At 65.0% G+C, this 24,224-nt stretch carries 21 protein-coding genes and 1 tRNA gene; 6 read left to right on the top strand and 16 right to left on the bottom strand.

Features of this window, described 5'->3' with window-relative positions; all coding sequences use genetic code 11:
- Complete coding sequence (locus tag E9229_RS12180) at window positions 1-675, bottom strand: hypothetical protein (RefSeq protein WP_183511575.1); 675 nt, start codon at window positions 673-675, stop codon at window positions 1-3.
- Between the two features lie 111 nt (window positions 676-786).
- On the bottom strand, window positions 787-4,236 hold the full coding sequence (locus E9229_RS12175) for a pyruvate carboxylase (protein ID WP_183511573.1): 3,450 nt from the start codon (window positions 4,234-4,236) through the stop codon (window positions 787-789).
- A gap of 281 nt (window positions 4,237-4,517) precedes the next feature.
- On the opposite strand from E9229_RS12175, the gene E9229_RS12170 reads away from it, so the two are divergent.
- Window positions 4,518-5,345 (top strand): ParA family protein, encoded by an 828-nt coding sequence (locus tag E9229_RS12170; RefSeq protein ID WP_183511572.1) that lies wholly within the window; start codon window positions 4,518-4,520, stop codon window positions 5,343-5,345.
- Window positions 5,346-5,700: 355 nt separating this feature from the next.
- Here the strand turns inward: E9229_RS12170 and E9229_RS12165 are convergent, their stop codons facing one another.
- The 4 genes from E9229_RS12165 to E9229_RS12150 form a co-directional block, all read right to left on the bottom strand.
- Window positions 5,701-6,285, bottom strand: coding sequence for a MerR family transcriptional regulator (locus tag E9229_RS12165; RefSeq protein WP_183511571.1), 585 nt, complete (start codon window positions 6,283-6,285; stop codon window positions 5,701-5,703).
- 181 nt (window positions 6,286-6,466) lie between these two features.
- Window positions 6,467-6,949, bottom strand: coding sequence for a bifunctional nuclease family protein (locus E9229_RS12160; protein ID WP_183511570.1), 483 nt, complete (start codon window positions 6,947-6,949; stop codon window positions 6,467-6,469).
- Window positions 6,950-6,987: 38 nt separating this feature from the next.
- Window positions 6,988-7,737, bottom strand: coding sequence for a transcriptional regulator FtsR (gene ftsR, locus E9229_RS12155; RefSeq protein ID WP_407671341.1), 750 nt, complete (start codon window positions 7,735-7,737; stop codon window positions 6,988-6,990).
- An 11-nt stretch (window positions 7,738-7,748) separates the two neighbouring features.
- Complete coding sequence (locus E9229_RS12150) at window positions 7,749-8,222, bottom strand: FHA domain-containing protein (protein WP_183511569.1); 474 nt, start codon at window positions 8,220-8,222, stop codon at window positions 7,749-7,751.
- A 174-nt stretch (window positions 8,223-8,396) separates the two neighbouring features.
- Between E9229_RS12150 and E9229_RS12145 the strand changes: the two genes are divergently transcribed.
- Window positions 8,397-9,110, top strand: a complete 714-nt coding sequence (locus E9229_RS12145) for a hypothetical protein (RefSeq protein ID WP_183511568.1) — start codon at window positions 8,397-8,399, stop codon at window positions 9,108-9,110.
- Window positions 9,111-9,125: 15 nt separating this feature from the next.
- Here E9229_RS12145 and E9229_RS12140 read toward each other — a convergent pair whose 3' ends face one another.
- From E9229_RS12140 to E9229_RS12100, 9 genes are all read right to left on the bottom strand, one after another.
- Window positions 9,126-10,046 (bottom strand): exonuclease domain-containing protein, encoded by a 921-nt coding sequence (locus tag E9229_RS12140; protein WP_183511567.1) that lies wholly within the window; start codon window positions 10,044-10,046, stop codon window positions 9,126-9,128.
- A 409-nt stretch (window positions 10,047-10,455) separates the two neighbouring features.
- A tRNA-Pro gene (locus E9229_RS12135) sits at window positions 10,456-10,529 on the bottom strand.
- Window positions 10,530-10,615: 86 nt separating this feature from the next.
- Window positions 10,616-12,151, bottom strand: a complete 1,536-nt coding sequence (gene der, locus E9229_RS12130) for a ribosome biogenesis GTPase Der (RefSeq protein WP_183511566.1) — start codon at window positions 12,149-12,151, stop codon at window positions 10,616-10,618.
- 124 nt (window positions 12,152-12,275) lie between these two features.
- Window positions 12,276-12,938, bottom strand: a complete 663-nt coding sequence (gene cmk / locus E9229_RS12125) for a (d)CMP kinase (protein ID WP_183511565.1) — start codon at window positions 12,936-12,938, stop codon at window positions 12,276-12,278.
- Entirely contained in the window at window positions 12,938-14,041 is a 1,104-nt protein-coding gene (locus tag E9229_RS12120; protein ID WP_183511564.1) for a prephenate dehydrogenase, read from the bottom strand. Before E9229_RS12120 ends, cmk begins: the two co-directional genes overlap by 1 nt.
- Window positions 14,042-14,044: 3 nt before the next feature.
- Entirely contained in the window at window positions 14,045-15,790 is a 1,746-nt protein-coding gene (locus E9229_RS12115) for a pseudouridine synthase (RefSeq protein ID WP_183511563.1), read from the bottom strand.
- Between the two features lie 43 nt (window positions 15,791-15,833).
- The gene (scpB, locus tag E9229_RS12110; protein ID WP_183511562.1) at window positions 15,834-16,352 is read right to left on the bottom strand and encodes an SMC-Scp complex subunit ScpB; all 519 of its coding nucleotides are present in this window, start codon (window positions 16,350-16,352) and stop codon (window positions 15,834-15,836) included.
- 92 nt (window positions 16,353-16,444) lie between these two features.
- Window positions 16,445-17,344: a segregation and condensation protein A gene (locus E9229_RS12105; protein ID WP_183511560.1), complete on the bottom strand. Its 900-nt coding sequence runs from the start codon at window positions 17,342-17,344 to the stop codon at window positions 16,445-16,447.
- Window positions 17,344-18,240, bottom strand: a complete 897-nt coding sequence (locus E9229_RS12100) for a ParA family protein (RefSeq protein WP_183511559.1) — start codon at window positions 18,238-18,240, stop codon at window positions 17,344-17,346. The genes E9229_RS12105 and E9229_RS12100 overlap by 1 nt, the downstream gene beginning before the upstream one ends.
- A gap of 382 nt (window positions 18,241-18,622) precedes the next feature.
- Here E9229_RS12100 and E9229_RS12095 point away from each other — a divergent pair, with 382 nt between their 5' ends.
- Complete coding sequence (locus E9229_RS12095; RefSeq protein ID WP_183511558.1) at window positions 18,623-19,141, top strand: hypothetical protein; 519 nt, start codon at window positions 18,623-18,625, stop codon at window positions 19,139-19,141.
- Here the strand turns inward: E9229_RS12095 and E9229_RS12090 are convergent.
- On the bottom strand, window positions 19,066-20,967 hold the full coding sequence (locus E9229_RS12090; RefSeq protein ID WP_183511557.1) for an AMP-binding protein: 1,902 nt from the start codon (window positions 20,965-20,967) through the stop codon (window positions 19,066-19,068). The two genes, E9229_RS12095 and E9229_RS12090, sit on opposite strands and share 76 nt — an antisense overlap.
- 160 nt (window positions 20,968-21,127) lie before the next feature.
- Between E9229_RS12090 and E9229_RS12085 the strand changes: the two genes are divergently transcribed.
- The 3 genes from E9229_RS12085 to prpB are packed head-to-tail and all read left to right on the top strand — an operon-like array spanning window position 21,128 to window position 24,219.
- Window positions 21,128-21,775 carry a GntR family transcriptional regulator gene (locus E9229_RS12085; RefSeq protein ID WP_183511556.1) on the top strand — a complete coding sequence of 216 codons (648 nt, stop codon included), beginning with the start codon at window positions 21,128-21,130 and terminating at the stop codon, window positions 21,773-21,775.
- Window positions 21,772-23,289, top strand: coding sequence for an MmgE/PrpD family protein (locus E9229_RS12080; RefSeq protein WP_183511554.1), 1,518 nt, complete (start codon window positions 21,772-21,774; stop codon window positions 23,287-23,289). Before E9229_RS12085 ends, E9229_RS12080 begins: the two co-directional genes overlap by 4 nt.
- Window positions 23,290-24,219 (top strand): methylisocitrate lyase, encoded by a 930-nt coding sequence (gene prpB, locus E9229_RS12075; protein WP_183511553.1) that lies wholly within the window; start codon window positions 23,290-23,292, stop codon window positions 24,217-24,219.
- The last annotated feature ends 5 nt before the right edge of the window (window positions 24,220-24,224 follow it).

Here is a 24,224-nt window from a genome sequence, read left to right as displayed (position 1 = left end):
TCATTTCTCCTGGATGCTGTTGCTGAGCTCGTTGCCGAGCTGGTTGATGGCGGAGCGGGTCGCGCGGCGCGGCTGGCGCGAGGCGCTGCCGAGCTGCCCAAGGGCCGGATCCACCGGCAGCACGATGACCGGGCGGTCCAGGTCTGCCGGCAGCACCAGCGGGCCGGGAGCTGCGTCGGAGGCGCCGAGGTTCACCACGAAGACGCAGCGTTCGACTAGGTGGCCACGGCCGTTGGCCCGCAACCATTGCAGCGACTCGTTCAGTGCCTGCGTTTCGGTGGGATCCGGCGAGGTCACCAGGACGATGGCGTCGGCGACCTGCAACGCTCCGGTGAAGGCAGCCCGGGTGAGTCCGGGGCCCGCCTCGTTGATGATCGTGTTCACCGGGTCATAGCGCCGCGCCAGCAATGAGCTGACGGTGCTCGTCCCGTTTCCGGGACGGGTGGAGACCACGGCAATGACCCGGGTGACGGTGGTGCCCGGCGAGCCGGCGGCGCGCACCTCGGCCCGCGGGCGTTCCGCCACCGGGGAAGCAGCCTGCGCTTCGGGCCGCTCGGAGGCCGTCTCGGGCTGCGCGGGCGCTTCCGGCTCGGCTGCCGGGGTCACCGTCTTGGCCGGGTTGTTCCTCCGCAGGCGGGATCTGATTCCACGCCATGTCGGACCTAATGATCGCAATTCTTTCCTCACTCAAAAAAGACGTCAGCGTCCTGTCGTCCATCCGCACCCTAACACGATGGGGGACGGGCCCCATATGGCACCCGCCCCCGCTTCGCTGTCAGCCGATTACTAGCCCTCGTCGATGACGATCAGCAGGTCTCCGCCCTGCACCGGGGTGGTGCCGGCAATGGCCAGCCGGGAGACCGTTCCGGCGACGGTGGTGGTGATTCCGGCTTCCATCTTCATCGCCTCTATCGTCGCCACCGTGTCGCCGACCTGGACCACGTCGCCGACCTGGACCGTCGGCGAGACGGCACCGGCAAACGGCGCAGCCACATGGCCAGCGGTTCCCGGGTCGGCCTTCTCCGCCGCCTTGACCGTCGACTGGACGTTCTTGTCCCGGATCATCAGCTGGCGCATCTGCCCGTTGAGCGTGCACAACACGGCACGAAGGCCCTTTTCATCGGGCTCGGAAACGGCCTGCAGGGTGACCAGGAGGCGCACGCCCTTGCCCAGGGAGATCACGTGCTCCTTGCCCTTGACCAACCCATAGAGGTAATCGCGGGTATGCAACGGGGACACGTCGCCGTAGCTGGCGACCGTTGCCTCGAAGTCGCGGGTCGGACCGGCAAAGAGCAACCGGTTCAGTGTCGCCCGACGCGTCGCCGAATCGGCTGCCAGCGCGGCCGAGTCAGCCGGCTCTAGCACCTCCGCACCCGGGCGTACGACGCGGCCCTCGAGCGCCTTGGACCGGAACGGCTCCGGCCAGCCTCCTGGGGGATCGCCGAGCTCTCCGGAGAGGAACTGGATCACCGAGTCCGGGATGTCGAAGGACGCCGGGTCCTTCTCGAACTCGGCCGGGTCCACATTCATGCCGACCAGCTGCAGGGCCAGGTCGCCGACCACCTTGGATGAGGGCGTGACCTTGACCAAGCGGCCCAGGATCTTGTTCGCCGCCGTGTACATGTCCTCGATGGCTTCGAAGCGCTCGCCCAGACCCAGCGCGATGGCCTGCTGGCGCAGGTTCGAGAGCTGCCCGCCGGGGATCTCGTGCCGGTAGACCCGACCTGTCGGGGCGGTCAGCCCCGATTCAAACGGGGCGTACATGGCCCGCACCGATTCCCAGTACGGCTCAAGCGATGCCGCAGCCTCCAGCGAGATACCGGTATCACGCTCGGTGTTCTCCAGTGCCGCAATCAGTGCCGAGGACGAGGGCTGGGACGTGGTTCCGGCCATCGATGCCGCGGCGACGTCCACCGCGTCCACCCCGGCGTCGATCGCCGCCATGAGCGTGGCCAGCTGTCCGCCGGCCGTGTCGTGCGTGTGCAGGTGGACCGGCAAATCGAAACGCTCACGCAGGGCACGGACCAGCTTCGCGGCGGCCGCCGGACGCAGCAACCCGGCCATGTCCTTGATCGCCAGGATGTGCGCCCCGGCGTCGACGATCTGCTGTGCGAGGTTCAGGTAGTAGTCAAGCGTGTACAGGTCCTCGTTCGGATCCAGCAGGTTGCCGGTGTAGCACAGCGCCACCTCGGCCACCGCGGTACCGGTCTCCCGGACCGCCTTGATCGCCGGGGCCATCTGCGAGACGTCGTTCAGCGCGTCGAAGATACGGAAGATGTCGATGCCGCTGGCCGCCGCCTCCTTCACGAAGGCGTCAGTGACCTCGGTCGGGTACGGTGTGTAGCCGACCGTGTTGCGGCCGCGCAGCAGCATCTGCAGCGGGATGTTCGGCAGTTCGGCACGCAGCAGATCGAGGCGCTTCCACGGGTCCTCGCCCAGGAAGCGCAGCGATACGTCGTAGGTTGCCCCGCCCCAGACCTCCATCGAGAACAGCTGCGGCATGATGTGCGCGTAGGCTGGTGCCGCCGCGATCAGGTCGCGGGTGCGCACGCGGGTGGCCAGCAGTGACTGGTGTGCGTCACGGAAGGTGGTGTCCGTGACCGCTACTGCGGTTTCGTTGCGCAGCGCCTTGGCGAATCCTTCCGGGCCCAGCTCCAGCAGTCGCTGGCGCCAACCCGGCGCCGGTTCCTGCTGGGAAGGACCGTCAAAGGGGCTGCGGTCCGGTTCGGACAGCTTGTCCCCCGGGAAGGCCGGAAGCTTTCGACGCGGGTCGATGCCCTCGATGCGCGGCCCGTTGGGCCGGTTCACCGTGACGTCGGCCAGGAAGGAGAGCGCCTTGGTGCCGCGGTCCTGGGACTTGTTTCCCTCGAGCAGGTCCGGTCGCGAATCGATGAAGTCGGTAGCCACGTTTCCGGCAATGAATTGCGGGTCGGCTAGCACGTTCATCAGGAACGGGATATTTGTGGTGACGCCGCGGACGCGGAATTCGGCCAGCGCCCGGCGGGCGCGTGCCACGGCCGTGGGGTAGTCGCGTCCACGGCAGGTCAGCTTGACCAGCATCGAGTCGAAGTGCGGTGAGACCTCCGCGCCGGTGTAAATGGTGCCACCGTCCAGGCGCACGCCCGAACCACCGGCGGAGCGGTACACATTGATGGTTCCCACATCCGGGCGGAAGCCGTTCGCAGGATCCTCGGTAGTGATGCGCGACTGCAGTGCCACGCCACGGATCTTCAGTTCGTCCTGGCGGATACCCAGGTCCTCGAGACTCGCACCGGCCGCGATGCGCATCTGCGCTTGCACCAGGTCGACGTCGGTGATTTCCTCGGTGACGGTGTGCTCGACCTGGATGCGCGGGTTCATCTCAATGAACACGTGTTGTCCGGCGCGCTCCCCCACCGTGTCGACGAGGAATTCAACGGTGCCCGCATTCTGGTATTTCATCGCCTTGGCAAACTTCACGGCGTCGGCATACAGGGCCTGGCGGATGCCCTCGTCCAGGTTCTGCGCCGGAGCGATCTCGATGACCTTCTGATGGCGGCGCTGAAGCGAGCAGTCGCGCTCGAAGAGGTGGACCACGTTTCCGTGCTCATCGGCGAGGATCTGGACCTCGATGTGGCGCGGGCGGAGCACTGCCTGTTCCAGGAAGACCGTCGGGTCCCCGAACGCGCTTCCGGCCTCGCGCATGGCAGCTGCGAGGGATTCGGCGAGCATCTCACGGGTGTCGACCCGGCGCATGCCGCGTCCGCCGCCGCCGGCCACGGCCTTGACGAAGACCGGGAAGCCGATCTTCTCCGCAGCCGAGGTCAGGTACTCGACGTCATCGCTGGGCTCGGAGGAGTTCAGCACCGGGATGCCGGCGGCCCGTGCTGCCTTCAGCGCCTGGACCTTGTTGCCGGTGAGTTCGAGCACTGAGGCCGGCGGGCCGATGAATTTGATGCCCGCATCGGCCGCAGCCTGGGCCAGGTCGGGGTTCTCTGAGAGGAATCCGTACCCGGGATAGATGGCATCGGCTCCGGATTCCTTGGCGACCCGGACCACCTCCGCGACATCCAAATAGGCGCGGACGGGATGGCCCTCTTCACCGATGCGGTAGGCCTCGTCGGCCTTTTGCCGGTGGATCGAATTGCGGTCTTCGTACGGATAGACTGCCACGGTCTTTGCGCCCAGCTCATAGCCGGCACGGAAGGCTCGAATGGCAATTTCACCGCGGTTGGCTACCAGGATCTTCGAAAACATGGGACTCCTGCGAATTCATGAAGATGAGACGTCGCGGGCTTCATAGGCATGATCCGCGTCCGCCGGGCGCACGGCCATGTCGGCGACCCAAAATGAACCCTACCGTGGCGTGGCACACAGTCTAAAATCTTTCATTGAGTCGAAGAAACACTTCGACCCGATAGGGAAACGCCATCCCGGGGGCAAGTGTCAGCGAACGGCTGGCCACCCGATTATGATATGAGGGGAACCATTCGAGGGTCGATGAGGTTAGTGAAGCAGAAAAGGACGTGGTCCGTTCCGTGCAGGTAGTGAGCATCAGCAGCTTGAAGGGTGGCGTGGGTAAGACCTCAGTCACCTTGGGGCTCGCATCGGCCGCGTTGGCCGCAGGCATACCCACCCTGGTGATCGATCTGGATCCGCACGCGGATGCCAGTACCGGACTGGGCGTCAGCGCAGACTCTCGCGAAACCATCGGCCACCTCCTCAAGAAGGGCCGTCGGGGCGATATCGCCGCAAACATCGCGCCAAGCGCCTGGCAGTCGAAGGCCGCCGACAAGGCCTCGCTGACTCGCGTTCCGGTCCTCGACGTGGCAGTCGGAGGAGCCTATTCGGGTATCTACGACCGCCCCGACCTCCGCGCACGCGACCTGCGTCGCCTGTCCCAGCTGCTGGCCCGCACCTCGGGCTACGCCCTGGTGCTCATCGATTGCCCGCCTTCCCTCAACGGCCTGACCCGCATTGCCTGGACCGCCAGCAACCGGGTCCTGCTCGTAGCGGAACCCAGCCTCTTCTCCGTCGCCGGTACCGAGCGCACCCAACGCGCGCTGGAACTGTTCCGCAAGGAGTTCGCACCCGACCTCGGCGCAGTCGACGTCGTGGCAAACCGCGTCCGCAAGGATTCCGCCGAGCACACCTACCGGCTGAACGAAATGCGCACCATGTTCGGTTCGGCACTGCTTAAGCCCGAGCTGCCGGAAATGTCCGAATGGCAGCAGATCCAAGGTGCCGCCTACTCGGTGCACCAGTGGCCTGGCAAAGGTGCCCGAACCACGGCGGGGCACTTCGATGACCTGCTGGCGAACCTAGTCGATACCGGTTCCAAGCGCAGCCGACCGGCCCGCGACTGATCTTCCACGGCAGCTGCTCGTCGGCGTTCCGTTATTGCCCACCGACGCTCCAGCGGCTTCGGCACTCTCGTTGCGGGACCAGCCCTCACGCGGGTCAATGGCACCGGCTCAGGCTCCAACAGTCATCCACTGGGCAAGGCTGGAAACGCCAGCCAGAAATTTCCTGACTTTTCCCACGGATTCCGAGCATTTCACCTGTGCCTCGGACGGGAAGCCGCATGCCATGAACTTCGGCCTTCCGCCCACCCATGAATTGATAGCAGGGCTCATCTGTTCATGGGTGGGCAACGAAAAATCACCGGCAAACCGGTTCGGTTTGCCGGGGTTTTCGATGCCCTAAGGTTGCCGTTCGGTATCAGCTGGCGTTCTTCTTGGCGGCCCGGCGCATGGCCAGCTCGTCCTCGGGGAACGTCTCGGCGTGCTCGCTGGGCAGCTGCGAGAGGCTTCCCTCGACCTCGCGCCACACCCTGCCCACAGCAATGCCGAATACTCCCTGTCCACCCTGGACCAGGTCGATGACCTCATCGGCCGAGGTGCACTCGTAGACCGACGCCCCGTCGCTCATCAGGGTGATCTGGGCCAGATCCTCAACACCATGCTCACGCAGGTGGCTGACGGCGGTGCGGATCTGCTGCAGCGAGACTCCCGTATCCAACAGCCGCTTGACGACCTTGAGCACCAGGATGTCACGGAAGCCATAAAGGCGCTGCGATCCGGAGCCCTTGGCTCCGCGCACGGCCGGCTCCACGAGTCCGGTACGTGCCCAGTAGTCGAGCTGGCGGTAGGTGATTCCAGCCGCCTTGCAGACGATCGGACCGCGGTAGCCCGCATCCTCGTCAAGGACCGGCAGATCCTCGGTGAAGAGCAGTCCCTGGGTGTTGCCGCTCTTTGTTCCGGTGCGGACCGGAACCGACCGGGATTGATCACCTATGGGATTCATGTGAATCTCCTTGCTTGAAGCCTCCCCAAAGGGAAGTGTAACGAGGGGCCGCCCGGCGGGAAAGGGTGCCGGTCAGTATCCCGCGCACAGTGGGAAACCTATGTTTCGACGGTACGGCCACTTCGGGGCAAGGTCAAAGACCTTCAAGCTTAACTTGAGGGCGTGTCGCAGACGCAGCGGATCAGGTTTCGAAATCCTCGGGCTCGACGTCGTCAAGGAATTCGCGGAACTCGCGGATCCTCTCCTCTTCACCATCGACCGATTCCCCGCCGTTACCCACCAGGACGCCGGCATCGGCAAGCACTTCCTCGGCGCAGAGCAGCGGGCAACCGGCCCGCAGTACCAGGGCCACCGCATCCGAGGCGCGCGCATCAACACTCACGCCGTCGGCGAAGACCAGGCTGGCCTTGAAGATGGTGTCCTCGACGGAGATAAGTTCGGCGCGCAGCAGTGGTTTGCCCAGGGCCTGCAGTACGTTGATGAGCAGGTCGTGCGTCATGGGTCGCGGCGGCTCAATGCCCTGCTGGCTCATCGCGATAGCGGAGGCTTCCGGGGCGCCGATCCAGATCGGAAGATGACGGGGTCCGTCAACCTCCTTCAGCAGCACGAGCGGCTGATTCGACGGCAGTTCAATGCGAACGCCGACGATTTCCAGTTCACGCATGATCCATTCCTTTCCGCGCCCGTTCCGGGCGCATCGGGCTAGTGATCGAGCTTGGCGATCGCACCGTTGACCAGTGCGCCGTGAAGCGCCATGCAGGCATCGGTGATCTCGCGGGCCGTATCGGCCGCGCGGGCTCGGGACGCGACGTCGCGGCGTGCGCTCAAAGGAGCCACTGCGCGTTCCACCAGCCCGAGTTCACGATCAGCGGCGGCGCGGAAGGCGCGAAGGTGGCGAGGCTCGATACCGTGTGCGGCAAGCTTGGCGCTGGCCTCGGTAATCCGCTGGGCGTGTTCACCGAAACGGTCGTTTTCCTCGGCGATCATACCGAAGGAGAGCAGGTCGGCGATCAGCTCAGCGCTGGCTCCAGTTGACCCCTGCAGCTCCGCCCGGGTCAACGGGCGGCTGTGGCCGGCGATCTTCTGCGCCATCGCATCGGTGACGCCTCGCGGAGCCAACGCCACTCCACCGGGCAGCTGCTCGGGCGCCTCACCTCGATCCACTGCATCAAGGTGATCCTTGATGACCTTCAGTGGTAGGTACTGGTCCCGCTGCAAGCCCAGAATGAAGCGCAACCTGCCCACGTCCCCTGGCAGGTACTTGCGGTATCCCGCGGAGGTCCGCTGCGGGGTGATGAGCCCCTTTTCCTCGAGGAAACGAATCTTCGATGCGGTGATCTGCGGGAAGTCGCCGTTGAGCTCGGAAAGTACCTCGCCGATATTCAGAGCGGCGAGGCGGACTGGCTCGGCACCCAGTGCCGTCAGTCTGCGGGTATGAGCGGTGGAAGTCACTGACCGTCCCGCTAGTCTCCGGTGGCAGCGCTCGGCTGCGGCGAACCGACATAGAACGTTAGGCGGAATTTGCCGATCTGCACCTCGGCGCCGTTGGCTAGGCGCACCGAGTCGACGCGGTCCTGATTGACGTAAGTGCCGTTCAGGCTGCCAGAATCGACCAGGACGAACCCCTCCGCGGTGCGGCGGAACTGGGCGTGCTTGCGGGATACGGTGACGTCGTCGAGGAAAACATCGACGTCCGGATGGCGTCCGGCCTGGGTAATGTCCTGGTCCAGCAGGAAGCGGGCTCCCTGATTGGGGCCCGAATGGGCGATCAGCAGTGCCGAACCAGCCGGAAGGGCGGAAATAGCTGCCCGTTCTTCGGCGCTCAAGGCATACTGAGCCGTCGGAGCATGTACAACGGGCGGCAGTGCGATGCCGGTCGTCTCCGTTGCGGGCTCGTCATGACCATTTGCCAGACGTGCCTCGTGCTCTCCAGCCATGCCTGTTTCCTCCCGCTTTTTCAACATCTTTGCTTGTCGGTTGGACCGATCCCCTTGGGGGAACAGGCGGACTCAACCTCTACTACAACATTAGCCTACATACCCATGCCCGGTTGTCGCTCATTTCATGAAGTTGGACCACTGAATCTTGTCCTGTCGTGGGATGATGCCCCCATGAGCGAATCACCAACGGCAGGACCAGAAAAAGTAGTCGTCACCACCGAAACGCTCCCCACCCCGCGCTGGGGGCTGCGCATCGGGCTTGGCATCGCCGGGGTGGCAGTGGCAGTGGCCACCTACGTCATCCTCCCAACTTTCCTTCAGACCTGGTGGGCGACCACCATCAAGAGCCAAGCCAACGGCGATCTGGGTACCGGCTTGCTGCTTGGACTTTTCTACGGTTTCGTCTTTACCTTCGTACCGCTACTGCTCCTGTGGCAAGCGCGCCACCGGAAGATCAGTTGGCCATGGAAAGCAGTCATCCTCGGCGCCGCCGTTCTGCTGGCGACACCCAACCTGCTGACTCTTGGCATCTACGCCAGCAATTCCGCCTCCGCGCTCAAGGCCAGAAACATGATTGACAACGATGCGACGTGGTTCCCCGGATGGAGCCTGGGCGCCGCCATTGCCGCCGCGATGATGTTCATTGCCGCGGCAATCGCCTGGGAGGTCTGGCGATCCCGCGGCAAGAAGCTCAAGGAACTGAAGCAGGCCCGGAACCTCGTCGATCATGCTGACCGCAGGAATTCCGAGAAGCCGGTTTCCGGTTCCCCTGCAGCGACCGCGCCCACGACCCCGGTCGCTGCAGGCGATGCTCAGGCCGAATCCGGGAACGACTCACCATTGTCGTGGCTCCCCGAGGAGAACGACGGCTCGTCCGCACGATAGCAGCCACAGGTAGCCTCAGATGGCGGTAAGCAACAGGAAGTCGTCCTCGGTGATCATCACGATGTCCTGCCCCTTGTCCCGGTACGCCTGCGCCTTTCGCTCCTTGGAAGAACCACGGGCCGGGTCGTAACCCGGGGCGAATCCGGTCACACCACAGACGACCAACACAGTGGTCTTCTTCGTGACGCCCGCGCCGTTATGGGCGCCACACCGCGCTGCCGCCTCCATCGCCTCCCATCGACCCATGGACTTCAAGTCTCCGGTAAAGATGACGTGTTGTCCGAAGAGCGGGTGGCTCGGGGAGGCCGCCGGATTGGCCGCCGGAAGGTCGGAAACCTTCGAGCTGTAGCCACGGCCAAAGAACTTCGAGGCCCCGTTGTCCACGGGCGCGGGAGCCGGCCCCGCGTCGGGCCACAGCCCAGCCAACGTCGGCTGCCGTAGCCTGTCGGACAGCGCGAGCACGACCTGGGCACAGGCCAGTGCATCCGCGCCGGCCTGGTGGTGCTCGAAGGCGTCGACGCCCAGGAACCCGCCAACGACGTTCAGCTTGTATGAATCAAGAGTCAGATGCCTGCGGGAAAGCTCGAGCGCGCAGTGCCAGGGGTTCGCCAGCGGTGACAGGCCCGTCATCTCACTTGAACCCTTCATGACTGAGCGGTCAAAGGGGACATTGAATGCAACAAGCGGCCCATCACCGGCCAGATCGCCGATCCGCGAGAGCGAGTCCGTCCAGGAGCTGCCGGTGGCCGCCATTTCCGGAGTGATGCCATGGATCGAGATGTTGATGTCCTCGAACGCAGTCAGACCGGTCGGGGGAACCACCAGCCATTCGACGGTTTCGACAATTCGTCCACCCCGCACCTGGGTAATGCCCACGGCACACACGGATCCGCGTTGCCTATTGGCCGTCTCGAAGTCGATTGCCGTGAAGTCCATGATCCTCCGCTATTCGTTGCCGCCGGCGCTCGCTCGGCACAGCATTAAGGTTATCCGCATTCGGCAAACACCGGAGGCTAGTGCTAGACGACTCCCCCGGCTCCGGTCCTGGCGTGCCAGCGGATCATGCACACACCCGAGGCCAGGCCCGAACGTGACCTATGCCACCACCAGCCGGACACGCCGGACGTCGCAAAGGCGTTGTCACCGCCCATATCCGCGCATGGCAGCCCGCCTCCGCTCATGGGCCCGACGTACCGGGCCCATGAGCGGCACTCCGTCGCCAGGTCCTGCCGCCGGGACCCTGGGGACAACACTGGCCTTGTATAAACGGGGCAGTCTTTCCAGGAAACCAGAAAAACCCCGGGAAATCACGGATCATTCCGTAATTTCCCGGGGTTTCCACCGGTCGGGCTAGCGGGATTCGAACCCACGGCCTCCTGACCCCCAGTCAGGCGCGCTACCAAGCTGCGCCATAGCCCGGTGGTTTTCGCAGCCGTTCTCCCGATCACTTGCGTGCGGGTGCCGTCTGCGAAAAGCTCCGTGAGAAGCTTACCCCACTTTCGGGACTACTTTTTACGCGCCCGCTTTTCACGCACGCGCATCGAGACCTCGATCGGCGTGCCATCGAAGCCAAACGTCTCACGCAGGCGCCTGGTGATGAATCGACGGTAGCCCGGATCGAGGAAACCGGTGGTGAACAGCACAAAACGTGGCGGACGCGAGGAGACCTGCGTACCGAACAGGATGCGCGGCTGCTTGCCACCACGCAACGGGTGCGGGTGCGCCGCGACGAGCTCACCGAGGAAGGTGTTCAGCTTGCCTGTGGAGATCCGCTTGTCCCACGATTCCAGGGCGCGATCCAATGCCGGGACGAGCTTGTCCTTGTGCCAGCCGGTCTTTGCCGAGATGTTCACGGTGGGCGCCCACTCAACGTGGCTGAGGTCGGTGTCGATTTCGCGTTCCAGGTAGCGGCGGCGCTCTTCTTCGAGCAGATCCCACTTGTTGAAGGCGATCACCAGGGCGCGGCCCGAGTCGATGGTCATCTGCAGGATACGCACATCCTGCTCCGAAAGGACCTCATCGACGGCGAGCAGCACGACGGCCACTTCCGCCTTGTCCAGCGCGGACTGGGTGCGCAACGAAGCGTAGTAGTCCGAGCCGTGAGCCATGTGCTGGCGGCGGCGGATGCCTGCGGTGTCAACGAAGCGCCAGACGCGTCCGCCAAGCTCCACGAGCTCATCAACCGGGTCGCGGGTGGTGCCGGCGGTGTTGTCGACGACGACGCGGTTGGAACCGGCCAGCTTGTTCAGCAGCGAGGACTTGCCGACATTCGGGCGACCGATCAGCGCGATGCGGCGCGGGCCGCCACGTGGGATCAGTCCGCCGTAGGCCGAGTGCTCGGGCATCTTTGACACGGCTTCGTCGAGCAGGTCGGCCGCGCCGCGGCCGTGCAGCGCCGAAACCGGCCAGGGCTGTCCGAAGCCCAGGCCCCAGAGTGTTGCCGCTTCAGATTCCTGGTTGAAGTCATCGATCTTGTTGGCGACCAACAGGACCGGCTTCTTCTTCTTGCGCAGCATCTTCACGACTGCCTCGTCGGTGGCCGTGGCCCCGACGCGCGCATCGACGACGAAGAGGATCACGTCCGCGACGTCGGCGGCGATTTCGGCCTGCTCGGCGACACGGGCGTGGAGGCCCTTGGCGTCGTGCTCCCAGCCACCGGTGTCAACGACCGTGAAATCACGGCCGTTCCATTCGGCCTGGTAGGACACTCGGTCGCGGGTCACGCCGGGAACGTCCTCGACCACTGCCTCGCGGCGGCCCAGGATTCGGTTGACCAGCGTCGACTTGCCCACGTTTGGGCGGCCGATGATGGCCAGCACCGGGGGGATGAGTTCGTCCTCATCGTCGTCGTACTCGGCGTCGCCGCGGGCCAGCAGAGCCGCGTCTTCGTCGTCGAGTTCGTAGTCGCCCAGACCCACAAGGAGGGACTGAGCGCGCTGGTCTGCATCCTCGTCGGAGATTTCCAGCAGGCGTTCGGCGATGTTGTCCTCGACCGACGGGACGTACTCGTCGCCGTCGACCGGGAAGGAGCTGTCGCTCATGGTGAGGGGTTCCTTTGTTTGTCGCTCCCACCTAACGCGGAAGCACCTTTACATTCAAGCATTAAGCATGGTGGGCGGCCGACGGTTCCAGGGTTGGAACCGGTGGCCGCTCGTCATGGGGAAACTAGTTGGACTGCGCAGTGACGGCAGCAAGCACAGCCTGCACCGTCTCCTCGAAGTCCAGGTCCGAGGAATCGACGGTGGCGACCCCATCGGAAGCGATAAGGAAGCTCGAGACTGTCGAATCCTTTGCATCACGGGCCACGACCTGGCGCTGCAGGTCCTGCGCGCTCTGGGTTCCACCCAGCTGCAGTCCGCGGCGGCGCATGCGCGCCTCCTCGGATGCCGTGAGCAGGATCCGCGCGTCGGCATCGGGGGCCACCACGGTGGTGATATCCCGTCCCTCGGCAACGATGCGCGGGTTCGCCGCGATGATCTCGCGCTGTCGGCGGACCAGTTCTGCACGCGCCTCCAGATTGGTGGCTACGGCGGAAACCGCCTCCGAGACGAACGGCTCGCGGATGGCCTCGGTGACATCGGTACCGTGGATCTTCACCGATTCGAGGTCCGGGTCCGTGCTGATTTCCAGATCGGCGGCACGCACTGCATCGGCAACCGCCGCTGCGTCGCTCAGGTCCGTTCCGGCATCCAACGCATGCCAGGTCACTGCCCGGTACATGGCGCCGGTGTCCAGATAGACGGCGTCCAATCGGCGCGCCGTCTCCTTGGAGACCGAGGACTTGCCGCTGCCCGAGGGTCCGTCGACCGCGATTACGAGTCGTTCCATTACTGCACTACCTTCCATTCGAGTGCCGTGAGCACGTCGATCAATTCTTGGCGGCGTCCCGGGATGACCGAGACGTCCACGAGGCCCACCTGGTGGCCGGCCGAGTGTTCCATGCGCAGGTCCTCCACGTTGATTCCCGCTGCACCGATATCGGACAGCAGCGCCGAGATCTGCCCGGGGCGGTCCTGGACCACCACGGTGACCAGCGCGAAGGCCTGCGGCGGGGCGCCGTGTTTGCCCGGGATGCGGGCATGGCCCGCGTTTCCCTCGCCCATTAGCTGGGCCAGATCAAGCAGCGCACCGGGTGCGCTCGGTTCCTCCAAGGTCCCGATGAGCCGGCCTAGGTCATCGCGCATTCCATGCAGGATGTCCACTAGCGCTGGGGCGTTGTGGCTCAGAATCTGGATCCACAGCTTCGGGTCTGAAGCAGCGATCCGGGTGGTGTCGCGCAGTCCGTTGCCGGCCAGCGCAAGCGCATGCCCCGGTGCATTGAGCAGCCGTGAGGCGATCATCGACGAAGCGACCTGCGGGAAATGAGAAATCAGCGCAACCGATTCGTCGTGCTCTTTCGCCTTCATCCGCGAGACGGTGGCCCCCAGGTCGATGGCCATCGCCTCGGCCGTCTTCAAGGATTCCGGCGATGTCCGCTCGTGGCTGCACATCACCCAGGGCACCGAGGTGAATAGCTCACCGCGGGCCGCGGCGGGACCCGATTTCTCGCGTCCCGCCATCGGGTGCGTACCCACATAGCGAGCCAGCGCTGCGGCGTCGAGGCGGTCATCGGCCAGCAGCGCGGCAAGAATCGAGGACTTCACCGAGGCGATGTCCAAGACCGTTGCAGCAGGGTAGTCAAGCAGCGCCTGTGCGACCACCTGGGCGGTCACGTCCGGTGGTGCTCCTACGACAACCAGCTCGGGAGCCAGTCGCTGATCCGTCGTGAGGATCCTGCCGGCACCGATGTCCTGCGCAACCGTCTGCGCCGTGGGTGACGGGTCCTGAAGCCAGACGGAGAGTCCGCGCTGGCTCAGGCCCAACCCGATGCTTGCACCCAGCAAGCCGGTGCCGATGACCAGGATCGGTCCGGCAAGATGGGTAGCCGGCATGGGTTACATCCCCACCAGGGAGAGCAAGTGGCCGACCTCCTGGTGACCCAGCGGGCGGACAGTACCCTGCTTCTGGTCACCGAGGCGAATGGGGCCGACCTGGACGCGTACCAGGCGCATGACCGGGTGTCCGACCGAGTCGAACAGGCGGCGCACGATCCGGTTGCGTCCCGAGTGCAGGATGACTTCGACCAGCACGCGGCCGGGGGTGGAGTCGATCAGGCGGAACGAGTCGACGCTTGCCCAGCCGTCCTCAAGCTTGATGCCCTTCTTCATCTGGGCACCGATGCCAGCGCCCATCGGGCCGCGGACCTGGACCAGATAGGTCTTCGGAACCTCGTAGGACGGATGCGAGAGGCGGTTTGCTGCTTCACCATCATTGGTCAGAAGCAGCAGGCCCTCGGTCTGGTAATCCAGGCGACCGACGTGGAACAGGCGTTCCTGGCCGTGCTTGCGCAAGAAGTCCGTGATGCACTTGCGGCCCTCGGGATCCTCCATCGTCGAAACGACGTTGCGGGGCTTGTTGAAGACGAAGTACTTCATCTCGGCGTCCAGCTGCACACGCATGCCATCGACGTGGATGGTATCAACTGCCGGGTCAAGACGGGCACCGAGCTCGGTGACGATCTCGCCGTTAATCTCAACGCGACCTTCTTCAATCATTGCCTCGCAGACGCGGCGAGATGCGACGCCGGCGTTGGCCATGACCTTCTGCAGGCGGACGCCATCAAGATCCGACGGCGTCGTATCTGCCTGGGCGCGGGCCCGCTGTGTGGTGCGCGGGCGGTCGGTTACCGGGCCGAGGTTCTGGCCGAAGCGCTCGCCACCGAAGGGCTGATTCGGGCTTTTCCGAGCGGGACGCTGGGCGCCACCCTTCTTGGGTGCACCCTTCTTTGCGCCCGGCTTTCCGTAACCGCCACGCGAAGAACCACCAGCAGAAGAACCGCCACGGTAGCCACCCTCGGAGGACGAGCCACCACGGTAGCCCTCGGACGAACCGCCACGCGAAGAACCACCAGCAGCAGAACCGCCACGGTATCCACCCTCGGAGGACGAACCGCCACGGGAAGGACCACCACGGTAGCCCTCGGACGAACCGCCACGCGAAGAACCACCAGCGGAGGAACCGCCACGCGAAGAACCACCAGCGGAGGAACCGCCACGGTATCCACCCTCGGAGGACGAGCCACCACGGTAGCCCTCGGACGAACCGCCACGCGAAGAACCACCAGCAGAAGAACCGCCACGGTAGCCACCCTCGGAGGACGAGCCACCACGGTAGCCCTCGGACGAACCGCCACGCGAAGAACCACCAGCAGCAGAACCGCCACGGTATCCACCCTCGGAGGACGAACCGCCACGGGAAGGACCACCACGGTAGCCCTCGGACGAACCGCCACGCGAAGAACCACCAGCAGCAGAACCGCCACGGTATCCACCCTCGGAGGACGAACCGCCACGGGAAGGACCACCACGGTAGCCCTCGGACGAACCGCCACGCGAAGAACCACCAGCAGAAGAACCGCCACGGTAGCCACCCTCGGAGGACGAACCGCCACGCGAAGAACCACCAGCGGAGGAACCGCCACGGTAGCCACCGTCGGACGAACCGCCGCGGTCGGAATTGCCACGGTAGCCGTCGGAGTTGCCGCGACCGGCCCCGCCTTGAGCTCCGCGGCCGGACTGGCGGCCGTCGCCGGAGCCTCCGGGGCGCTGATTACCGCGGCCGGAACGGGGATCCTGGGTCATTTTTCATCCTTTGTTGTTACTACGTTGTTACTGCTAGACAGGTCTAAATGGAGTCGACGTCGAACTCGTCGAGATGCTCCAAACCGGGTAGGTGTGGAGAGAGGCGCGGCAGGTCGGAAACACTGCCCATACCCAATCTTTCCAGAAAATACGATGTGGTCTGGTAGAGCACCGCCCCGGATTCCGGTTCAATGCTCGCTTCTTCGATCAAACCACGCTGCGTCAGGGTGCGTACTACCGAATCGACGTTTACCCCCCGGATCGCAGCTATCCGCCCGCGGGAAACGGGTTGCCGGTAGGCAATCACGGCCAGTGTTTCCAGTGCCGCTTGGGTCAAACGGGAGGTCTGACCATCAATGACGAAACGGGAGACAAAGGGAGCAAAATCACGTCGGGAGAAGAGTCGCCAACCCCCGGCAAGCTCCCGCAGCTCGAATCCACGGGGTGTATCAACACAATTGTACTCACTGGACAACCGCAATAGTTCAACTGTGATCCGTTCCACGCCGACCTCGAAGGCGTCGGCAAGGGTACCGGCGGTGACCGGTTCATCGGTGATCATGAGCACCGCCTCGATTCCGGCTCCCAGCCCACCGGGCAAATCATCGACTTCGGCTCGATTCCCGGGCTTCGGGGCCGGATGGTTTCCTGAGCTCACAGTGGGTCCTCCCGTGGCCCCGATCCGGTATCGGCATCCGAGGCCGTTGCTTCGTATTCTTCAATCAGGGTACCGGCATTCCAGTGCGGATCATCGGCTCTCCACTGCACTTCGAGTTCCCCGAGCGGCGCCTCTTGGTGGAAGGAAATGACCTGTTCCCGGTACAGCTCCAGCAGTGCCAGGAAACGGGCAATGACCACCGTTTGGCTTCCGGCATCGGCCACGAGCGCCGAGAACCGCACCGGGACCCCGGACTTCAGCCGCTCGGCGAGCAACTCGGCCTGCTCGCGGATGCTGACCGGAGCCGAATGCAGATGGTCCAGCGCCACCTCTGTGGGGACCACCTGTTTCGGGGCGAAGACCTTGCGGGCCATCTCGGCCAGCTGTTCCGCCGTGGTGTTAAAGATCAGGTCGGGCAGCAGCGCGGCGAAGTCCGGCTCGAGCGCAACTTGTCGTGGGAAGCTGTCGGCTTCCTCGATGAAGCGCTCTCCCAGCCAGCCCGCAATTTCCTTGAAGGCCTTGTACTGCAGCAGCCGTGCGAAAAGCAGGTCCCTCGCTTCAAGAAGTGCGAAGTCCTCCGCTTCCTCGGCCGCCGCGTTGGGCAGCAGCCTGGCCGCCTTCAGGTCCAGCAGCGTGGAGGCGACGACAAGGAACTCGGTCGCTTCGTCCAGTGCCCGGTCCCCCGAGTCCACGCGCAAGGCCTTGATGTAGGAAATGAACTCGTCGGTTACTTCGGCCAACGCGATCTCGGTGATGTCGAGTTCACGCTTGGCAATCAGTCCGAGCAACAGATCGAAGGGTCCGGAGAAGTTTGCCAGTGACAGTTCGAACCCGTTGCCGTGGTCCTTTGTCCCGGTTTCGGCAACGGCCCCGGCATCCGGCGCCGCAGCCTTCATTACGGGGCGCCGCCGCGGCTGATCAGTTCCTTGGCCAGACTGCGGTAGGCCTCGGCACCAGGGTGGTTGGTGGCGTAGCTGGTGATCGGTTCCGCTGCGACATTTGCATCGGCGAACTTGATGGTCCGCTTGATCACCGTTTCGAAGACGGTATCTCCGAAGGCCTCGATCAGCCGGCTAATGACCTCGCGGCCGTGCAGGGTGCGTGCGTCGTACATCGTTGCCAGGACGCCGTCGATGGTCAGCGACGGGTTCAGGCGGTCCTGCACTTTTTCGATGGTTTCCACCAGCAGCGCGACGGCGCGCAAGGCGAAGAACTCGGCAGTCAGCGGAATGATCACGCCGTGCGCCGCGGTAAGCGCATTGACCGTCAGCAGGCCCAGCGAGGGCTGGCAGTCGATGAGCACCACGTCGTAGTCGTCGGTTACCTTACGCAGCTGGCGCTCGAGCACCTGCTCGCGGGCGACCTCGTTGACCAGCTGCACCTCGGCGGCGGAGAGGTCGATGTTGGCCGGAAGCAGGTCGATGTTCTCGATACCGGTTTCCAGGATGGCGTCGCGGATATCGACCTTACGGTCCATTAACACGTTGTAGATCGTGCAGTCCAGCTCGTGCGGGTTGGTGCCGAAGCCGGCGCTGAGTGCACCCTGCGGGTCGAAGTCGACCAGCAGGACCTTGCGCCCGTATTCAGCCAAGGCCGCTGCCAGATTAATGGTCGAGGTGGTCTTGCCAACCCCGCCCTTCTGGTTCACCATGGCGATGACCCGCGCCGGGCCATGACCCTCCAGTGGAGCCGGTTCGGGGAACTCCGTCAGTGGGCGCCCAGTCGCCCCCATTGCCGCAGGTTCCTTGAGCAATCCTGTTGCCCGAGTCCTTGAACCTTGTTCCTCGCTCACGGTGTAAACCACGCTTCCGTTTGTAATAAGTCTCTACTTGGCCTTCGGCCTTTAGCCTATCGTCCGCCGCCGTCCATCAGGGGCACGCTGGCGCGTCGACGGCGAGCCTTTACCTTGTACTAAAGGTGGAATGTTAGGCCGCCGAAGTGGCCCCGCGGCTGCTTGAACGAGCCGCGTCAGACCACAGCCCCGACCCCTGGGAGCCGACCGCGCATCCGCGTCGGCTTGCTCCTCCCGGCGGGCCCCTCCCACACGGCACACTTCACACGCCATGCCCGACCCGAAAGGACTCTTCGTTTCACCACGTTTTCACTTGTCAGACAGTAAATCGATGGACTACCGGGTTAGCCGCGCAGACCGGGCAGGCCAGCTGAAAGCGGATATGAAGTTGAACCTCCGCTCGGAATTCCTTATCCAATCCGGCCTGCTGTTGCTGTCCCATGCCGCACTGCTGCTCTTGGCCTTCGACCCAGCCGATGCGTTCGGCATCGACAGGCTTCTCTCCCTGGGGTGGATGATGTTTTTGATCACCACGACGGTTCTGCAGGGCCAGGTGCTGGCCAACGGGATCCCGGGAAAGTCCACCATGCTGGTTTCCTGGCTGGCGATGCCGCCCACCATGTCGATGGCCCTGGTCACCCAGGCGGAACTACGCGGTTTGCCGGACGGAACGGCTTCAACGCCGTCCTTCAAGATCGTGCTCTACGCCCTGCCGGCGATAAGCCTCTCGGTCCTGCTGCGACTGGGCCTGCTGCGACTGGGCCTGATCGCCTTCAAGATGCGCAATGAAGGACCGGTTCCACAACACCGCGCCGTCCCCGGCACTCAGGCCCCCGGGCGCAGGAACGGCAGCAGCGCCTCGACCACTGCCGGGTCCTCGATGGTCGATGGAACCACGTAGGGCCGGCCATCGGCTATCTCGCGCATGGTCTTGCGCAGGATCTTTCCCGAGCGGGTCTTGGGCAGCGCCTCGACCACCCGCACCTCGCGGAAGTCCGCCACCGGACCGATCTGGTCCCTGACCATCGCCACCAGCTCGGCGCGCAGCTCTTCCTCGCTGATCTGCGCCCCGCTCTTGAGCACGACGTAGCCGCTGGGGCGCTGGCCCGTGAGCGCGTCGGCCAGGCCGATCACCGCGCATTCGGCGACGTGCCGGTGGCTGGAAAGCACCTGCTCGAGTGCGCCGGTGGAGATCCGGTGCCCGGACACGTTGATCACGTCATCGGTGCGGCCCATCACGAACAGGTAGCCGTCATGGTCCAGGTATCCCGAATCCCCGGTGGCGTAGTAGCCGGGGAACTGCTCGAGGTAGGTGGAGATGAAACGCTCGTCGTTGCCCCACAGCGTACACAGCGTGCCCGGAGGCAACGGTAGTTCGATGCCGATGTTGCCCTCCGTGCCGGCCGGGACCGGGGTCCCGAACCCATCGAGGATGGCGACCCGGAATCCGGGCACCGGGACTGTGGGCGAACCGGGTTTGATCGGCAGCGGTTCAAGGCCCAGCGGGTTGGCGGCGATCGGCCACCCGGTCTCGGTCTGCCACCAGTTATCGATCACCGGCACCCCGAGCTTCTCCCCCGCCCAGGTGAAGGCGTCCGGGTCCAGCCGTTCGCCGGCGACAAAAAGCGCACGCAGGGTGGAGATGACGTGGTCTGCCAGCAGCTCCGCCTCCGGGTCCGCCTTGCGGATGGCCCGCAGCGCGGTGGGAGCGGTGAACAGCACGTCGACCTTGTGGTCCTCGATGATGCGCCAGAAAGCGCCGGCATCGGGCGTACCTACCGGTTTGCCCTCATAGAGCACGGTGGTAGCCTCGGCAATGAGCGGACCGTAGACGATATAGGAGTGCCCGACGACCCAGCCGACATCGGAGGCGGTGAACATGGTGTCCCCTGCCCCGACCCCGTAGATGTTCTCCATCGACCAGTTCATGGCCACGGCGTAGGAACCGGTATCGCGTACCACGCCCTTGGGCGAGCCGGTGGTGCCGGAGGTGTAGAGCACGTAGAGCGGGTCGGTGGAGCGCACCGGAACGGCAGCCGCGGGAACGGCAGTGGCAACCAGCGCGTCCCAGTCCAGCCAGGTGGTGTCAGTATCGGCGAAGTCGGCCGTTGCATGGGTGAAGCCGTCGCGGTGTCCGACGATGACATCGGGCACGCGGTGCGTGGCCAGGTCCAGGGCGGTGGCGACAGCGGGCAGGTATTCGACCCGGCGGGCCGGCTCCATGCCGCCGGTGGCAGTGATGATCGCGGCGGGTGTCGCGTCGTCGATGCGGGCCGCCAGTTCCTTCGGGGCGAAGCCACCGAAGACCACCGAGTGCACGGCACCGATGCGGGCGCAGGCGAGCATGGCGATGACCGCCTGCGGGATCATCGGCAGGTAGATCAGCACCCGGTTGCCCTTGCCGATGCCGCGGGCGGCAAGCACCTCGGCGAAGGTGGCCACCTCGTGCAGCAGCTCGGCATAGCTGTAGCTGTGCCGGATGCCGAGCATCGCCGAGTCGTACGCCAGGGCCGTTGCATCGCCGCGGCCGGCCTGCACGTGGCGGTCCAGCGCGTTATGGCAGATGTTGAGCATGCCGTCGGGGTACCAGCGGTAGATCGGGGCGGCCGAGTCGTCGATCGCTGTTTCCGGCACCGTGTCCCAGTCGATGCCGGCCGCTGCTTCGAGCCAGAAGCCGGCGGGATCGCTACTGCTGCGGGCGTAGGTTTCGCTATGGGAACGGCTCATGTCGGGCTTCCTTTGCTGTGGATGTGCTTGCCCGGAAGTCTACGGTTCGGGTCAAGCGAAAACAATGGTTGTGTATACATTCAGCTGTTCGTTTGCGCTGAAATACCGAGATATCGAGACGACTGACCCGCATCTGAACATCTGTGTATACAATGAGGCCATGAGAGCAAGCGAGAAGGCCTACACGGAGCTCCGCCGCGACATCGTCGAATGGCGCCTGGCTCCCGGGGCCGTGCTGGGCGAGGTCGACCAGGCCGAACGCCTCGGCGTTTCCCGTACCCCGCTGCGCGAAGCGCTCGCCCGGCTGGTCTCCGACGGGCTCGCCGTCCAGCAACGGGGACGCGGCGTGGTCGTCTCGGATGTCTCGCTGGAGCACATCGACCACCTGTTCCAATTGCGCCGCGCCCTGGAGATCGAAGCCGCCCGCACGGCCGCGGCCACCGGGGACACTGGCGAATTCACCGACCTGGCCGAACGCTTTACCCGGGCTGCAGCACTATCCGGCGCAGGAAACAGCAATGACTACTACCAGCTGGCAGCCGATCTGGACGGGGCCATAGATCACGCCACCGGCAACCCCTACCTGGAGCAGTCGCTGCGCTCGCTGCGTGTGCACCTGGCCCGCGTGCGCCGCTTGGCGCAGGACGACCCCGAACGGCTGCGCACTTCGGCCGGGGAACATGCGCAGATCGCCTCGGCCATCGCAGCCAGGAACCCGGAGCTTGCCGCCGCGGCAACCCTGCTGCATCTGCACCACAGCCTTGAACACATAAAGAACCACGCAGGAACCCGAGAGGAAACGACATGATCAACCACCCAGTACGCGTTTACCGCAGCGAAGAAAACCTGGCCCGCGAGGACCAGCTGGCCCACAAGATCGCCGTCGTGGCGGCCGACCCGGTGGCGGTGGACCCCGAGGTCACCGAGATGATCATCAACCGCGTCATCGACAACGCCGCGGTGGCCATCGCCTCGCTGAACCGCGGACCGATCATCGCCGCCCGCGCCCAGGCACTGTCCCACGCCCCGTCCACCGGCGGCACCGGCGCCTCGGTCTTCGGCATCACCGAAAAGGTCTCCCCCGAATGGGCTGCCTGGGCCAACGGCGTGGCGGTGCGCGAACTCGACTACCACGACACCTTCCTCGCCGCCGATTACTCCCACCCGGGCGATAACATCCCGCCGATCCTCGCCGTCGCCCAGCACACCGGCGCCTCCGGTGCGGACCTGCTCCGCGGCATCGCCACCGGCTACGAGATCCAGGTCGACCTGGTCAAGGCCATCTGCCTGCACAAGCACAAGATAGACCACGTGGCGCACCTGGGTCCGTCGGCCTCCGCCGGCATCGGCACCCTGCTGGGCCTCGACGTGGAGACCATCTTCCAGGCCGTCGGCCAGGGCCTGCACACCACCACCGCCACGCGCCAGTCGCGCAAGGGCGAGATCTCCACCTGGAAGGCCCACGCACCGGCGTTTGCCGGGAAGATGGCCGTCGAGGCGGCGGACCGTGCCATGCGTGGGCAGACCTCACCGGTTCCGATCTACGAGGGTGAGGACGGGGTCATTGCCTGGATGCTCGATGGCAAGGACGCCGCCTACACGGTACCGCTCCCCGCCGCCGGCGAGGCAAAGCGCGCCATCCTGGACACCTACACCAAGGAGCACTCGGCCGAGTACCAGGCGCAGGCCTGGATCGACCTGGCCCGCAAGCTGAACCGCGAACACCCGGAAGCCACCGAGGCGAAGAACGTCGCTTCGGTGCTGATCCAGACCAGTCACCACACCCACTACGTGATCGGCTCCGGGGCAAACGACCCGCAGAAGTACGACCCGAGCGCCTCGCGCGAGACGCTTGACCACTCGATCCCGTACATCTTCACCGTCGCCCTGCAGGACGGCTCCTGGCACCACGTGGACTCCTACTCCCCCGAACGCGCCAACCGCCCCGACACGGTCGAACTGTGGAACAAGGTCACCACCGAGGAGGACGCCGAATGGACCCGGCGCTACCACTCGCTGGACATCGCCGAGAAGGCCTTCGGCGGCACCGTGGTCATCACGCTGGTTGACGGCACGCTCATCACCGATTCGATCGCCGTCGCAGACGCGCACCCGCTGGGTGCCAGGCCGTTCGCCCGCGAGCAGTACATCAACAAGTTCCGCACCCTGGCCGCGGGCCTGGTCACCGACGAGGAGATCGAGCGCTTCATCGCTGCGGCCGAGAACCTGCCGAACCTGGCAGCGGGTGAACTGGACCAGCTGAACATCATCGCAGCCCCGGGCGTCATCGACCTTGCCGCGGCACCCAAGGGACTGTTTTAAATGCTGTACTCAAAGGTCACTCCCGAACAGAAGCGTGCCACGCTGCGCGAGCTGCTGATGCCCGGCACCGCACGCCAGTTCCCGGGTGCCTTCAACCCGCTCTCGGCGCGGCTGATCGGCGAAAAGGGCTTCGACGGGGTGTACATCTCCGGTGCGGTCCTGGCCAACGACCTGGGTCTGCCCGACATCGGGCTGACCACGCTCACGGAGGTGGCCCTGCGTGCCGGGCAGATCGCCCGGATGACCGACCTGCCGTCGATCGTCGATGCCGACACCGGGTTCGGCGAGCCGATGAACGTGGCCCGCACCATCCAGGAACTGGAGAACGCCGGGTTGGCCGGCTGCCACATCGAGGACCAGTTCAATCCGAAGCGCTGCGGCCACCTGGATGGCAAGAACGTGGTTGACCTGGACACCATGGTCAAGCGCATCGCAGCCGCGGCCGATGCCCGCAGGGACCCGAACTTCCTGATCATGGCCCGCACCGACGTGCGCGCGGTGGATGGGCTGGATGTCGCGATCAACCGGGCCAAGGCACTGGTCGACGCCGGTGCCGACTCGATCTTCCCCGAGGCCCTGAAGGACGTCGCGGAGTTCGAGGCCGTCTGCAACGCGGTGGACGTGCCGGTGCTGGCGAACATGACCGAGTTCGGCAAGTCCGAGCTGTTCACCCGACGCCAGCTGGCCGAAGCCGGGGTAGCCATGGTGATCTACCCGGTGACGCTGCTGCGCAGCGCCATGGGAGCGGCCGAACGGGTGCTTGACGCGATAGCCGAAGATGGAACTCAGGAAACACAGGTGAATCGGATGCTCACCCGTGCCAGACTGTACGAACTGGTGGACTACGAGGCGTACAACCGCTTCGACACCGGGATCTTCAACTTCCAGGTCCCGGACCTGGACATCGACAGCAACAACTCGAACCTGTAGAGGGA

This window comes from Paeniglutamicibacter cryotolerans (genome assembly GCF_014190875.1).
Lineage (GTDB): Bacteria > Actinomycetota > Actinomycetes > Actinomycetales > Micrococcaceae > Paeniglutamicibacter > Paeniglutamicibacter cryotolerans.
The sequence above is the reverse complement of the archived record's forward strand: the minus strand, read 5'-3'. Positions and strand labels throughout refer to the sequence as shown.

Excerpts from the sequence above, each read along its gene's own strand:
- E9229_RS12095 (WP_183511558.1), top strand. The coding sequence starts at position 18,623 with ATGAAGTTGAACCTCCGCTCGGAATTCCTTATCCAATCCGGCCTGCTG.
- E9229_RS12105 (WP_183511560.1), bottom strand. The coding sequence starts at position 17,344 with ATGAAGGCTGCGGCGCCGGATGCCGGGGCCGTTGCCGAAACCGGGACA.
- E9229_RS12085 (WP_183511556.1), top strand. The coding sequence starts at position 21,128 with ATGAGAGCAAGCGAGAAGGCCTACACGGAGCTCCGCCGCGACATCGTC.
- E9229_RS12165 (WP_183511571.1), bottom strand. The coding sequence starts at position 6,285 with ATGAATCCCATAGGTGATCAATCCCGGTCGGTTCCGGTCCGCACCGGA.
- prpB (WP_183511553.1), top strand. The coding sequence starts at position 23,290 with ATGCTGTACTCAAAGGTCACTCCCGAACAGAAGCGTGCCACGCTGCGC.
- E9229_RS12090 (WP_183511557.1), bottom strand. The coding sequence starts at position 20,967 with ATGAGCCGTTCCCATAGCGAAACCTACGCCCGCAGCAGTAGCGATCCC.
- E9229_RS12140 (WP_183511567.1), bottom strand. The coding sequence starts at position 10,046 with ATGGACTTCACGGCAATCGACTTCGAGACGGCCAATAGGCAACGCGGA.
- cmk (WP_183511565.1), bottom strand. The coding sequence starts at position 12,938 with ATGGAACGACTCGTAATCGCGGTCGACGGACCCTCGGGCAGCGGCAAG.
- E9229_RS12160 (WP_183511570.1), bottom strand. The coding sequence starts at position 6,949 with ATGCGTGAACTGGAAATCGTCGGCGTTCGCATTGAACTGCCGTCGAAT.
- E9229_RS12175 (WP_183511573.1), bottom strand. The coding sequence starts at position 4,236 with ATGTTTTCGAAGATCCTGGTAGCCAACCGCGGTGAAATTGCCATTCGA.
- E9229_RS12115 (WP_183511563.1), bottom strand. The coding sequence starts at position 15,790 with ATGACCCAGGATCCCCGTTCCGGCCGCGGTAATCAGCGCCCCGGAGGC.
- E9229_RS12080 (WP_183511554.1), top strand. The coding sequence starts at position 21,772 with ATGATCAACCACCCAGTACGCGTTTACCGCAGCGAAGAAAACCTGGCC.
- der (WP_183511566.1), bottom strand. The coding sequence starts at position 12,151 with ATGAGCGACAGCTCCTTCCCGGTCGACGGCGACGAGTACGTCCCGTCG.
- E9229_RS12150 (WP_183511569.1), bottom strand. The coding sequence starts at position 8,222 with ATGGCTGGAGAGCACGAGGCACGTCTGGCAAATGGTCATGACGAGCCC.
- E9229_RS12145 (WP_183511568.1), top strand. The coding sequence starts at position 8,397 with ATGAGCGAATCACCAACGGCAGGACCAGAAAAAGTAGTCGTCACCACC.
- scpB (WP_183511562.1), bottom strand. The coding sequence starts at position 16,352 with ATGATCACCGATGAACCGGTCACCGCCGGTACCCTTGCCGACGCCTTC.
- E9229_RS12120 (WP_183511564.1), bottom strand. The coding sequence starts at position 14,041 with ATGCCGGCTACCCATCTTGCCGGACCGATCCTGGTCATCGGCACCGGC.